11 protein-coding genes are annotated in these 13,004 nt (G+C 60.3%); 9 read left to right on the forward strand and 2 right to left on the reverse strand.

The features are described from left to right. Positions 1-68 precede the first annotated feature (68 nt). A complete protein-coding gene (locus tag ACQ4V8_RS12855; RefSeq protein ID WP_010397762.1) occupies positions 69-356 on the reverse strand; it encodes a putative quinol monooxygenase in 288 nt (95 codons plus the stop codon). Positions 357-904: 548 nt separating this feature from the next. On the opposite strand from ACQ4V8_RS12855, the gene ACQ4V8_RS12860 reads away from it, so the two are divergent. From ACQ4V8_RS12860 to ACQ4V8_RS12880, 5 genes are all read left to right on the forward strand, one after another. Continuing rightward, entirely contained in the window at positions 905-1,867 is a 963-nt protein-coding gene (locus ACQ4V8_RS12860; RefSeq protein WP_436571595.1) for a DMT family transporter, read from the forward strand. Positions 1,868-1,953: 86 nt separating this feature from the next. Continuing rightward, positions 1,954-2,409 carry a homoprotocatechuate degradation operon regulator HpaR gene (gene hpaR, locus ACQ4V8_RS12865; protein WP_280720891.1) on the forward strand — a complete coding sequence of 152 codons (456 nt, stop codon included), beginning with the start codon at positions 1,954-1,956 and terminating at the stop codon, positions 2,407-2,409. A gap of 371 nt (positions 2,410-2,780) precedes the next feature. Beyond that, on the forward strand, positions 2,781-3,962 hold the full coding sequence (hmpA, locus tag ACQ4V8_RS12870; protein WP_436571596.1) for an NO-inducible flavohemoprotein: 1,182 nt from the start codon (positions 2,781-2,783) through the stop codon (positions 3,960-3,962). Positions 3,963-4,090: 128 nt separating this feature from the next. Next, positions 4,091-4,399, forward strand: coding sequence for a DUF485 domain-containing protein (locus ACQ4V8_RS12875; protein ID WP_010397770.1), 309 nt, complete (start codon positions 4,091-4,093; stop codon positions 4,397-4,399). Then, complete coding sequence (locus ACQ4V8_RS12880) at positions 4,396-6,081, forward strand: cation acetate symporter (RefSeq protein ID WP_070347395.1); 1,686 nt, start codon at positions 4,396-4,398, stop codon at positions 6,079-6,081. Before ACQ4V8_RS12875 ends, ACQ4V8_RS12880 begins: the two co-directional genes overlap by 4 nt. 95 nt (positions 6,082-6,176) lie before the next feature. On the opposite strand, the gene ACQ4V8_RS12885 is transcribed toward ACQ4V8_RS12880, so the two are convergent. Then, positions 6,177-6,632 carry an RrF2 family transcriptional regulator gene (locus ACQ4V8_RS12885; RefSeq protein WP_010397774.1) on the reverse strand — a complete coding sequence of 152 codons (456 nt, stop codon included), beginning with the start codon at positions 6,630-6,632 and terminating at the stop codon, positions 6,177-6,179. Positions 6,633-7,104: 472 nt separating this feature from the next. Here ACQ4V8_RS12885 and ppc point away from each other — a divergent pair, with 472 nt between their 5' ends. The 4 genes from ppc (at position 7,105) to ACQ4V8_RS12905 (ending at position 12,967) form a co-directional block, all read left to right on the forward strand. Continuing rightward, a complete protein-coding gene (gene ppc, locus ACQ4V8_RS12890; protein ID WP_436571597.1) occupies positions 7,105-9,870 on the forward strand; it encodes a phosphoenolpyruvate carboxylase in 2,766 nt (921 codons plus the stop codon). 148 nt (positions 9,871-10,018) lie between these two features. After that, positions 10,019-11,029, forward strand: a complete 1,011-nt coding sequence (gap, locus tag ACQ4V8_RS12895) for a type I glyceraldehyde-3-phosphate dehydrogenase (protein ID WP_010397779.1) — start codon at positions 10,019-10,021, stop codon at positions 11,027-11,029. A gap of 87 nt (positions 11,030-11,116) precedes the next feature. After that, positions 11,117-12,577, forward strand: coding sequence for a pyruvate kinase (gene pyk / locus ACQ4V8_RS12900; RefSeq protein ID WP_010397782.1), 1,461 nt, complete (start codon positions 11,117-11,119; stop codon positions 12,575-12,577). A 228-nt stretch (positions 12,578-12,805) separates the two neighbouring features. Next, entirely contained in the window at positions 12,806-12,967 is a 162-nt protein-coding gene (locus ACQ4V8_RS12905; RefSeq protein WP_208760802.1) for a hypothetical protein, read from the forward strand. Positions 12,968-13,004: the final 37 nt, after the last annotated feature.

Here is a 13,004-nt window from a genome sequence, read left to right on the forward strand (position 1 = left end):
AAAAAAGTTGCCAGATTATAAGTGACAACTTTCTTTGGGCAACGCGCGATTGAATTTCAGCGTGCGCCTTACTTCAGCTTGCTTAACTCCGCCACGTCGATCTTGACGACTTTGTCGCCCACGGCGGCCACCAGCGCCTTGAAGTGGGGCGTCGCTTCGTGCGCCGTCAGCGCCGCCTTGTCGGCCCATTCTTCGAGCATGATGAAGCGTGTCGGCATCTTGTTGTCGAGGTGTAATTCGTAGCGCAGGCAGGTGCTTTCGGCGCGGCTCGGTGGGACGACGGTTTCCAGGGCGACGCGCACGGCGTCGATATGGTCGGTGTGGGCATCGATGGTGGCGACGACGATCAGGGTCATGCTAGTCCTTGTAAAGTGGTAGGGCGGATGCAGCTTAGCGCATCTTGCGCATTCTTGCCCGACTTGCCCACCTTGCTGACCTTGCCTACGTTCATCGCGAATCGTTGCTGTCGAGGTAGTCGCGCTGCTGGGGTGGCAGTGGCAGTTCGCTGCGGCTGTCAAAATTGTCGGCCGTGACGGGGCGCAGGCTGATGGACATGAGCGAAGAGAGGAAAAAGCAGCACTTAGCGCTATGCGTAGAAATGATTCAATAGTCAACCCGCTTCCACCTTCCACCTTCCACCGCATGCTGCATCTGCCGGTCTGCAGTCCGGCTGCAGCCTGACACTACCACTATCGCGCGGGTTTGCGCGCCAAAAGCTGCGAATCGCGGCGCCCGGTTGGACCCCAAAGACACCTTGCCTTGGGTTAAGGTGGTGCACATGGTCTTTGGCCGCATGCAAAAGGCGCCAATATGCATCCCGATCAGAGAAAGGCCGGGGGCTGACGGCAATGGGTGCCGCATGCCATACTGTCACACTTGAAATGATGACGCGAGAGTGGCGGCCATGTGGCGTGGGATTGTGTGTGGTTTGCTGGCCGGCGCCTTCTGGGGCGCCGTTTTCATTGTGCCGGTCTTGCTGCCGGACTTTTCTCCGCTCGAGTTGATGGTGGGCCGCTACATTTGCTACGGCGTGCTGGCGGCCGCACTGATGCTGCCGCGCCTTTTGCCCCTGCTGCGGCGCTTGCGGCGCGACGACTGCTTGGCCATGCTGCGCCAGGCGCTGTCGGGCAACGTCGTGTATTACCTGCTGCTGGCCTACGGCGTCAAGCTGGCGGGCGTGGCGGCTACTTCGCTCATTATCGGCTTGCTGCCCCTGAGCGTGACGATTTTCGGGCGCAAGGATCACGGCGCGCCGCCCTTGCGCCGCCTGGCCTTGCCGCTGCTCGTGGTGGCAATGGGCATCGCCTGTATCAATCTCGATATCTTCAGCCATGCCGGCGGTGCTGGCACGGACGGCGCCAGCCTGGCCCAAAAACTGCTCGGCGTACTGTGCGCCGTCTGTGCGCTCGCCTGCTGGACCTGGTATGCGCTCGACAATGCCCGCTTCCTCAAGTGCCACGCGCAGGTCAGTGCCGTGGAATGGGCCATGCTGTATGGCCTGGCCAGCGGTGTCATCGCCTTGATTGTCGGTGCCGTAGTGCTGGCGCTGCAGCAGGCTGGCGCTGCCGACGCGGTGCCGACGCGCAGCTGGTCCCAGTTCTGGCTGGTGTGCCTGCTGCTGGCGCTGGGCGCATCCGTGGTCGGCAACTACCTGTGGAACCTGGCGTCGCGTCTGGTGCCGGTGACCCTGTCGGGCCAGCTGATCCTGTCGGAAACCCTGTTCGCGTTACTGTACGGTTTCCTGTATGCACAGCGCATGCCGCGACCGCTGGAGTGGGGCGCCATGGTCTTGTTGGCGGCGGGCGTGCTGTGGTCCGTACACGCGCATGCGCGCGAAGAATCGGCTGGCGGGGAAGAGCTGGCGTAGCGAAAAATACATCGTTGCCGGCCTGCTGTGGATACGGGGCGGGCCGTATAATGACGTTCTTTTGCTGGCCATTCAGGGAGTTCCGCTTGCAGCTACCTATCCGTTACCCGAACATGCCGCAATTGCTGTTGAAGGCCCGCGACAGCCTGCTGCAGCACTTCCGCCCCATCCTCAATCACTTCGGCGTGACCGAGCAGCAGTGGCGCATCATGCGCGCGCTCAATGAAAGCCCCACCCTCGAACCACGCGAGCTGTGCGACATCTGCCAGATTTCCAGTCCCAGCATGAGCGGCATCCTGGCGCGCATGGAAGAAATCGGCTTGATCGGGCGCAGCAAGTTCGAAGGCGACCAGCGCCGCCGCAAGGTGCAGCTGTCGGAAGCGGGCGCGAGCTTGCTGCTGCAGATGGGCAAGTTGATCGACTTGCAATATGAGCATCTGGAAGCGGCGTACGGCAAGCAAGTGTTCGAAGAGATGCGCCGCGCGCTGGACGCCTTCATCGCCCTGGAAACCTTGCCGGTGGCGCCCGCCATCCTGCGCTAAACTTTCCCGCCACGCGCATTTTTCTGCCTGCCCGAGTATCCACCGGGCGCGCGTTTTTTTAGCACGCGCTGCCGCTGCTGTGCCATGCTGGCAATGGCGCTTAAAGATGTATATGGTTTGCATGTTTAAGCATATTCCGCTACACTGGCAACACGCAAGCACGGAAGAGCGCCACGGTTAGCACTCGATTCAAACAGCGGTACCTGCCCCTCGCGCAGCACTATTTGTCGCCGCCGGCGCAGGTCTCTAGCGCGAGACGCATGCTCAGACCCCGGTTGTTGAAACGCCGGCGCGCTCCCCGCCTTCCTTGCTTACTTTGCTTACTTTAGCTAACGCTAGCTTAGCTATACCTATACCCACAGGAGTCTTACATGCTGACCCAAGCACAACGCGCCATTATCAAGGCCACCGTCCCGATTCTCGAACAGGGCGGTGAAGCGCTGACGCGCCACTTTTACAAGAATCTGTTTCGCGACCATCCCGAAGTGCTGCCGTACTTTAACCAGGCGCACCAGCATAGCGGCGACCAGCAGCGCGCGCTGGCCAATGGCGTGCTGATGTATGCCAAACATATCGACCAGCTTGCCGCGCTCGGCGATCTGGTGGCTACCATAGTCAACAAGCACGTGGCCCTGCAAATCCGCGCCGAGCATTATCGGCTGGTGGGCGCCAGCCTCTTGCAAGCCATCCGCGAGGTGCTGGGCGCCGAGGTGGCCAGCGACGCCGTCATCGATGCCTGGGGCGCGGCGTATGGCCAGTTGGCGGACATCCTGGCCGGTGAAGAAGGGCGCATTTACAAGGCGCAGGCCGCCGCACCGGGCGGCTGGAGCGGCGCGCGTGACTTCATCGTGCAGAGCAAAAATGTGGAAAGCGAGGAGATCACTTCCTTCCTGCTGGCGCCCGCCGATGGCCAGTGCGTGCTCGACTTTGCGCCCGGTCAGTATATTGGTGTGCTGGTTACTGTCGATGGCGTGGCCATGCGTCGCCAATACTCGCTCTCTGCCGCCAGTAATGGTCGCACGTACCGTATCAGCATCAAGCGCGAGCACGGTGGCAAGGTGTCCAATTTCTTCCACGCGCACGTGCAGGTCGGCGCGACCGTGCAACTGACGCCGCCTGCGGGCAACTTCGTGCTGATAGAGAGCGACAAGCCGCTGGTGCTGATCAGCGGCGGCGTGGGCATCACCCCGACGCTGGCCATGCTGACGGCGGCCCTGCGCGGCAAGCGTGCCGTGCATTTCATTCACGCGGCGCGCAAGCAGGGCGTGCATGCGTTCCGCGCGCAGATCGACGAACTGGCCGCGCAGTACCCGCAACTGCAGCGCTATTACTGCTATGCGGAACATGGCGGCGAGCCAGAAGCGCCCGATGCGCTTGGCTTGCTCGATAAAGAGCTGCTCGATCACTGGCTGCCCGCCTCGCGCGACGTCGATGTCTACTACCTCGGCCCGCAGCCCTTTATGCGCGCTGTTAAACAATACCTGCGCGAGTTGGGCGTGCCGGAACAGCAGACACACCATGAATTCTTCGGCCCCGCAGCCGCGCTGAACTGACCTTGCCAGCCCTGTGTTGCTCCTGTGAGAAAAAACCGCTGCCGTAAGGGGCGGGTAAGCCTCGCGCGGTATTGTGAACCTAAGCTCAACACTAAAAGAGCAGATTTTTACATAACGGAGGCAACACCATGCAAGACGATTTGGTACAAAAAATCAAGGGCGATCCCAATTATCATCAATTGGTCAAAGTGCGTTCGCGCTTCGGCTGGGCGCTGACGGGTCTGATGATGCTGGCCTACTATGGCTACATTTTGCTGATCGCCTTCAACAAGGAATTTCTCGCCACTAAAACGGGCACTGGTGTGATGACCTGGGGCATGCCGATAGGCCTGTTCGTCATCGTGTTTACCGTGGTTATTACCGGTATTTATGTGCGCCGGGCCAACAAGCAATTCGACGACCTGACCAGCGCCATCCAGGCACGGGTGCAAGCATGAATCGCCGCCCATTGACGCAACGCACATTCGCCTGCCTGGCAGCCTTGATCTCGCTGGCGAGCGTCAGCGGCAGCGTGCTGGCGGCCGGCGCCGACCTCGGCCAGGCAGTCAAGCAGCCCACCAACTGGACGGCGATCATCATGTTCGCCGCCTTCGTCATCTTCACCCTGTTCGTTACCAAGTGGGCGGCAGCGAAGACCAAGTCAGCCTCCGATTTCTATACGGCCGGTGGCGGCATCACCGGCTTCCAGAATGGCCTGGCCATCGCAGGCGACTATATGTCGGCCGCTTCCTTCCTCGGTATTTCCGCCGCCGTTTTCTTGAACGGCTACGATGGCTTGATCTATGCCATTGGTTTTCTGGTCGGCTGGCCCATCATTACTTTCCTGATGGCCGAGCGCCTGCGTAACCTGGGCCGCTACACCTTTGCCGACGTCGCCGCCTACCGCTTCAAGCAGGCGCCGATCCGCATTTTCTCGGCTTCCGGCACTCTCGTCGTGGTGGCCTTTTACCTGATCGCGCAGATGGTCGGCGCGGGTCAGTTGATCAAACTGCTGTTCGGCCTCGAATATTGGATCGCCGTCGTCCTGGTGGGGACATTGATGATGATCTACGTGTTGTTTGGTGGCATGACGGCGACTACCTGGGTGCAGATCATCAAGGCTGTGATGCTGCTCGGCGGTGCTACCTTCATGGCCGTCGCCGTGTTGGCGCAATTTAATTTCAGCCCGGAAGCGCTGTTTGCCAAGGCGGTCGACGTGCATGCCGCCAAGGAAGCCATCATGGGCCCCGGTTCCTTCATCAAGGACCCGATCTCGGCCATCTCGTTTGGCATGGCGCTGATGTTCGGTACGGCTGGCCTGCCGCACATCCTGATGCGTTTCTTCACGGTGCCTAGCGCCAAGGAAGCGCGTAAATCCGTGTTTTGGGCCACTACCTGGATCGCCTACTTCTACATTTTGACCTTCATCATCGGCTTTGGTGCCATCGTGCTGGTGAGCACCAATCCCGAGTTCAAGGATGCTGCCGGTAAGTTGTTAGGTGGTAATAACATGGCGGCAGTGCATCTGGCCAAGGCTGTCGGCGGTAATGTGTTCCTCGGCTTCATGTCGGCGGTCGCGTTTGCCACCATCCTGGCTGTCGTGGCGGGCTTGACACTGTCGGGCGCGTCGGCCGTGTCGCACGATCTGTATGCCACCGTCATCAAGAAGGGCAAGGCTACTGGCGCGAATGAATTGAAAGTGTCGCGCGTGACCACGATCGTGCTCGGTATTGTCGCCGTGGTGTTGGGTATTGCCTTCGAGAAGCAAAACATCGCTTTCATGGTGTCGCTGGCCTTCGCCATCGCCGCCTCGGCCAACTTCCCCGTGCTGTTCATGTCAGTGTTGTGGAAAGACTGCACCACGCGCGGCGCCACCATCGGCGGCTTCCTGGGCTTGATCACGGCGGTAGCGCTGACGATCGTGTCGAAGTCCGTGTGGGTCGACGTGCTCGGCCATCCGGCAGCGCTGTTTCCGTACGCTTCGCCGGCGCTGTTCTCGATGACGGCAGGCTTTGTCGGCATCTGGCTGTTCTCGGTGCTCGACAAGAGCCCGCGTGCGCGCATCGACCGTGCCGGTTACGAAGCGCAGCAAATGCGTTCCGAGACGGGCATCGGCGCCGCAGGTGCCAGCGCGCATTGATGCATTAATGCATTAGTTGTTTGCTGAACAAAACAATGCCCGGCTTGCCGGGCATTGTTGTTTTAGCGCACCGTCCAAGGTGCCTCGCTGCGTGCTTACTTTGCCAGGTGCAGGGGAATCACGCCCGCCGCTGCCGCTGGCACATTGCCTGCTGGTTCGAGGATGGCTGCCAGGGTGACCGTGTCGAGCACGGCCAGGAAGGCGCTCGTGGCTTGGCCCAGCTTGGCTTTCAGTAGGCAATCTGGCGTGAGTGGACAGGTATTGTTTTCCTGGTTAAAACATTCCGCCATGAAAAAATCGTTTTCCGTCTCGCGCACCAGCATGCCGATATTGATCTGGGCCGGGTCGCGCGCCAGACGCAGGCCGCCATTCCTCCCACGCACCGTTTCGACGATGCCTGACAGGCCCAGTTGGTGCACCACCTTCATCAAGTGATTTTTTGAAATGCTATGCAAGTCGGCGATGTCCTGGATGGTCACCAGCCGGTCGCGGTGCACGCCCAGGTACATCAGGGTGCGCAGGGTATAGTCGGTATAGGCAGTCAGTCGCATGGGAGAAGAGAGTAAAGCACCCGGCAAGCCTGCAGCGCTTGACGCTTGATGCCTTGGCAGCCTGCTATGCTCACCGTGCATTGGCACAGCTTTGCTACTCGGCCTCAAGGCATTGCGCGCGCCACGGTTTGTCCGGTGGGTGAAAGATGTGGATGACATCCTTGTTTCAGCCGCCAGCATACAGGACAGTGCCTCTGTATGTGACTTGCGCCGTCACTTTTCATCCTGGAAAGACAAAAGTTAATTGCCTTTCGTCTAAATGCGTAGTAAATTTTCATATTGTTGCCCTGGCAAACACCGTGCGAGCCCTTCGCGGCTCATTGATTATGGATTTTATTGATGAAAATCAAGAGGGTGGTGAGATGGTGAAGTAAATTTACTACAAAATGAATGATGGGCGTTTCCCTGGCCGGGAAACGCGTACGACGCAATCTGTGCGGTGCCGCCGTGTCCGCCCCAGGAAATGAATACCATGCAAATGAATGAAGTGAAAGACGAGCTGTTGAGCAGCGATATCCGTCAGCTGGGCCGTCTGCTGGGCGACGCCATCCGCAACCACTTGGGCGAGACCGCCTTTGAGCGCATCGAGCATGTGCGCCAGCTGGCGATCCGTTTTCGTCGCGATAATGATGCAGCGGCGCGTGCGCAGCTGTCGGACGCGCTGCAAGCGCTGTCGCAGGAAGAAACCACGCAATTGACGCGCGCTTTCAGCTATTTTTCGCTACTGGCCAATATTGCAGAAGACCAACATCACATCCGGCGCACGCGCGCCCATTTGATCGCCGGTTCGCCGCCGCGCCAGGGTAGCCTTAGTCATGCCGTCGGCAATGTGTTTGACGCCGGCAAGGCCGATGCGCTGGCAGCGTTCTTTGAAGATGCCTTCGTCAGCCCCGTCTTCACGGCGCATCCGACGGAAGTGCAGCGCAAGAGCATCCAGAATTGCCAGATGGCCATCGCGCGCCTGTTGAGCGAGCGCGACCGCGTGCAAATGACGCCGGAAGAGGCCGAGCAAAACGAAGAAGCGCTGGGCCGCGGCATCGTTACCCTGTGGCAGACGCGCCTGTTGCGCACGAGCAAACTGTCCGTCATGGATGAAGTGGCCAATGGCCTGTCGTTCTATGACCACACCATCTTGCGCGAACTGCCAAAATTGTATTCCTCGTTGGAAACCATGCTGGCCCAGCGCGATGCCCGCTGGGAAGATGCAGAATTACCCAATTTCATGAAGGTTGGCAGCTGGATAGGCGGTGACCGCGACGGCAACCCTTTCGTCACGGCAGACATCTTGCGCAGCACCCTGCAAACGCAGGCCGACAAGGTGCTCGATTTCTACCTCGGTGAATTGCGCAAACTCGCGTCGCAACTGTCGCTGGCGCAAATACTCAATGCCTGCAGCGAGCCGCTGCGCGCGCTGGCCGAACGCTCGGCCGATGCCTCGCCGCACCGCGTCGACGAGCCGTACCGCCGCGCCCTGCACGGCATCCATGCGCGCCTGGATGCGACGCGCAGCGTGTTCTCCAGCAAGGGCGAGCATGCGGGCAAGCAAGCCGACGAGGTGCAGCCCTACGCTGGTGCAGGCCAGTTGCTGGCCGACCTGGACGTGGTTCGTGATTCGCTGGTCGCCAATGGCTTGCGCGCGCTGGCCCAGGGCCGGCTGCGCCAGCTGCGCCGCGCCGTCAAGGTCTTCGGCTTTTCGCTCGCGCCGCTCGATTTGCGCCAGAATGCCGATGTGCACGAGCGTGTCGTGGGCGAACTGTTTGCGGGAGCGCAGCCGGGCCTCGTGTATCTGGATCTCGATGAAGATCAGCGCATCGCCGTGCTGCTCGCCGAGCTGGAGTCGCCACGCTTGCTGACGTCGCCGTATGCGCAATATTCGGCAGAAACCACGTCTGAACTCGACATTTTCCGCGCCGTGCGCGAAGCTCACATCAAATATGGCAAGGAATCGGTGCCTAACTGCATCATTTCCAAGGCCGCCAGCGTGTCGGACTTGCTGGAAGTGGCGCTGCTGCTGAAAGAAGTGGGCTTGCTGCGCCAGGATAGCCGCACAGTCGATGTCAACATCATCCCCCTGTTCGAAACCATCGCCGACTTGCGCGCCGGTCCCGCCATCATGGCGCACGCCTTTGGCTTGCCGTTTTACCGGGGCTTGCTGGCGTCGCGCGCTAACCAGCAGGAAGTCATGCTCGGTTACTCGGACAGCAACAAGGACGGCGGCTTCCTCACGTCCGGCTGGGAACTCTACAAGGCCGAGATCGAGCTGGTGTCGGTTTTCAAGCAACACCAGGTCAAGCTGCGATTGTTCCACGGGCGCGGCGGTTCCGTGGGGCGCGGCGGCGGCCCCAGCTATGAAGCCATCCTGGCCCAGCCGGCCGGCGCCGTGCAGGGGCAAATCCGCTTGACGGAGCAGGGCGAAGTCATCACGGCCAAGTATGCGAATCCAGAAGTGGGGCGGCGCAACCTGGAAGTGCTGGTAGCGGCCACCATCCAGTCGACTCTGCTGCCGCAGGCGCAGCTGCAAGCGAAGGCGTCGGCCAGCGCGGGACACCTGGCCGCGATGGAAGAGCTGTCCGGCACGGCCCTGAACGCTTACCGTGAGCTGGTCTACGGCACGGATGGCTTTGAACAGTACTTCTGGGAGTCGACGGTGATTGCGGAAATTGCCGCGCTCAATATCGGCAGCCGTCCCGCCTCGCGCAAGAAATCCACGTCCATCGAGGATTTGCGCGCCATTCCCTGGGTCTTGAGCTGGGCCCAATGCCGTTTGATGCTGCCGGGCTGGTTTGGTTTCGGTTCCGCCGTACAAGCCTACCTGGCCGCCCATCCGGCGGACGGCGCGGACGTGTTGCGCGGCATGTACACGGATTGGCCCTTCTTTACCTCGCTGCTGTCGAACATGGATATGGTCCTGGCCAAGAGTGACATCGCCATCGCCGGCCAATATGCAGAACTGGTCAAGGACAAGGCCTTGCGCGAGGCTATTTTCACGCGCATCCGCGCCGAATATGCGGCCACCCTCGATGCTTTGAAACTGATTACGGGCCAGCAAGAGTTGCAGCAAGCGAACCCGCTGATGCAGCGCTCGATACGCAACCGTTTCCCGTATATCGACCCGCTCAATCACGTGCAATTGGAGTTGTTGAAGCGTTTTCGCGAAGGCAAGCAAGATGCGGCGGCCCGCACGGGCATTCATTTGTCGATCAACGGTATTGCGGCGGGGTTAAGAAATAGTGGTTGATTAAGGCAAACCCAAGGGCGAGGGCTGGGGTCGTTCACTGCGTGATCGGAATGCGCCCCACTGGGGCGCATTCCCCCTCAGGGTACGACCCCGGTATTTGCCAGTGGGTTGGCTTTACGAACTGAGTAGAAAACAACAAGGAGACAGCATGAGCATCAAAGTTGCCATCAATGGCTATGGCCGCATCGGCCGCAATGTCTTGCGCGCTTTGTATGAAGGCGGCAAGCAGCACGATATCGAGATCGTCGCCATCAACGACCTCGGCGATGCCAAGTCGAATGCGCATTTGACGCGTTACGACACGGTGCACGGCAAGTTTCCGGCCGTCGTCACCATCGACGGCGACAACATGATCGTCAATGGCGACCGCATCCGCGTCTTCGCGCAGCGCGACCCGGCCCTGATACCGTGGGGCGAACTGGGCGTTGACGTGGTGCTCGAGTGCACGGGCTTCTTCACCAGCAAGGAAAAAGCCTCGGCCCACCTGAAGGGGGGCGCAAAGAAAGTCATCATTTCCGCGCCCGGTGGCAAGGACGTGGACGCCACCATCGTATTCGGCGTCAACGAGCATGTATTGAAAGCCACCGATACCGTCATTTCCAACGCTTCGTGCACCACGAACTGCCTGGCGCCACTGGTCAAGCCGCTCAATGACGCCATCGGCATCGAATCGGGCCTGATGACCACGGTGCACGCCTACACGAATGACCAGGTGCTGTCCGATGTGATGCATGAAGACTTGCGCCGCGCCCGTTCGGCCACGCATTCGATGATACCCACCAAGACGGGCGCGGCCGCTGCCGTGGGCCTGGTCTTGCCGGAACTGAATGGCAAACTCGACGGTTTTGCCGTACGCGTGCCGACGATTAATGTCTCGCTGGTCGACCTGTCCTTCATCGCCAAGCGCGACACCACGGTCGAGGAAGTCAATGCACTGCTCAAAGCGGCGTCCGAGGGCGCGCTGAAAGGCATTTTGACGTACCAGACGGAGCCGCTCGTTTCCATCGATTTCAACCACAACCCGGCCTCGTCGAACTTCGATGCGACCCTGACCAAGGTCTCGGGTCGTCTCGTGAAAGTGTCGTCGTGGTACGACAACGAGTGGGGTTTCTCGAACCGCATGCTCGATACCACGGTCGCCCTGATGGCGGCCAAGTAACAAAAAGCCAGCGCTGATCGAGCGCCCCGGAATGGCTGGCCTACAAGGCTGGCCCTAGTCGCAACTTATTATAGAAAGCAGCACATTATGACTCTGCAAGTACAGCAACGCGCCACCAAGATCGTTGCCACTATCGGCCCCGCTTCGAACGATATCGCCACCCTGGTGCGCATGTTCAAGGCCGGCGTCGACGTCGTGCGCCTGAACTTCTCGCATGGCAAGGCGCAAGACCATATCGACCGCGCCCGCATGGTGCGCGAAGCGGCGGCCCTGTGCGGCCGCGAAGTGGCCATCATGGCCGACTTACAAGGCCCAAAGATTCGCGTCGGCAAGTTTGAAGAAGGCAAGATTTTCCTGGAAAACGGCGCTTCCTTCATCCTCGACGCAAAATGGGGCGAAAACGGCGAACTGGGCAACCTCGAGCGCTGCGGCCTCGACTACAAGGAATTGCCGCGCGACCTGCGCGCCGCCGACGTTTTGTTGCTCAACGATGGCCTCATCGTTTTGACGGTCGACAAGGTCGTCGGCAGCGAAATTCACACGACAGTGAAAATCGGCGGCGAATTATCCAATAACAAGGGCATCAACCGCCAGGGAGGCGGCCTGTCGGCGCCGGCCTTGACGGCGAAAGACATGGAAGACGTGAAAACGGCGATGAGTTTCCAGGCCGATTACGTGGCCGTGTCCTTCCCGAAAAACGCCACCGACATGGTGATGGCACGCCAGTTGGCCAATATTGCCGGCGAAGCGTGGGACCACAAGCCGATGATGATCGCCAAGATCGAGCGCGCCGAAGCCATTCCTGCGCTGCAAGAGATTCTCGACGCCTCCGACGGCATCATGGTGGCGCGTGGCGACCTGGCCGTGGAAGTGGGCAATGCGGCCGTGCCGGCCTTGCAAAAACGCATGATCAAGATGGCGCGCGCGTCAAATAAATTGGCGATCACGGCCACACAGATGATGGAATCGATGATCGTCAACGCCGTGCCGACCCGCGCCGAAGTGTCGGATGTGGCCAACGCCGTGCTCGATGGCACGGATGCTGTCATGACGTCGGCGGAAACGGCCTCGGGCCGCTACCCGATCGAAACGGTGGAAGCGATGGCCGCCATCTGCCTGGATGCGGAAAAGTGGGATACTTGCAAGCTGGACGCCGATTTCCTTAACGCCACGTTCTCGCGCATCGACCAGTCGATCGCCTACGGCGCCCTGTTTACGGCCCACCACCTGCGCGTGAAGGCGATTGCCACCTTGACGGAGTCGGGTTCCACGGCCCTGTGGATGAGCCGCTGCAACATCGACATTCCCATCGTCGCCCTGACCCCGAGCGTGGGCACGCGCCGCAAGCTGGCGCTGTACCGCAACGTCAGCACCTTGGAACTGACGTCCGGCACGGACCGCGACAAGGTCTTGCAGCAGGCGGAAGACTTGCTGCTGGAACATCAAGTCGTGGCCAAGGGCGACACCGTCGTGCTGACCTGGGGCGAGCCTATGGGCAAGGTCGGCGGCACGAATGCCCTGAAAATCATGAAGATCGGCCAGCACTGATCGATGCGCGGGTGGCGTGCGCGCTACCGTGCGCCACGCCGGGCATCGCGTGGATCGCGACCGCCGGTGGGAAATGCAATCCGAACGACGCCATCGTCGCTCATGCCGTGCCGATGCGCAGGCTGATGGGCGATGGCGGCCAAGCTGTCACCGGCACGCTGGCAGCAAACGCTTGAGCGGCCCCTTGTCGCGTGGCAGCCGCAATAGCTGTCATTGATGATAACTGCATTGCTGAAGTACTATGAAACTGTCGGCAAAGTAACTATACTCAAGATGCTTTTAAAAATCATCGTCAGGCTGGCGGCAAGCTATGCGCGCCAGGGTTTGTACGCATTCCGCTTTTTCTCCCTGAAAGAGCACCTTTTTTCCGCGCTGCAGGCGCTGGCGTGATGACCGAGCCTCGCCTTGGGCGATAGTTGTCGTTGTC

The organism is Janthinobacterium paucivorans (assembly GCF_051380805.1).
Classification (GTDB): domain Bacteria; phylum Pseudomonadota; class Gammaproteobacteria; order Burkholderiales; family Burkholderiaceae_D; genus Janthinobacterium; species Janthinobacterium lividum_D.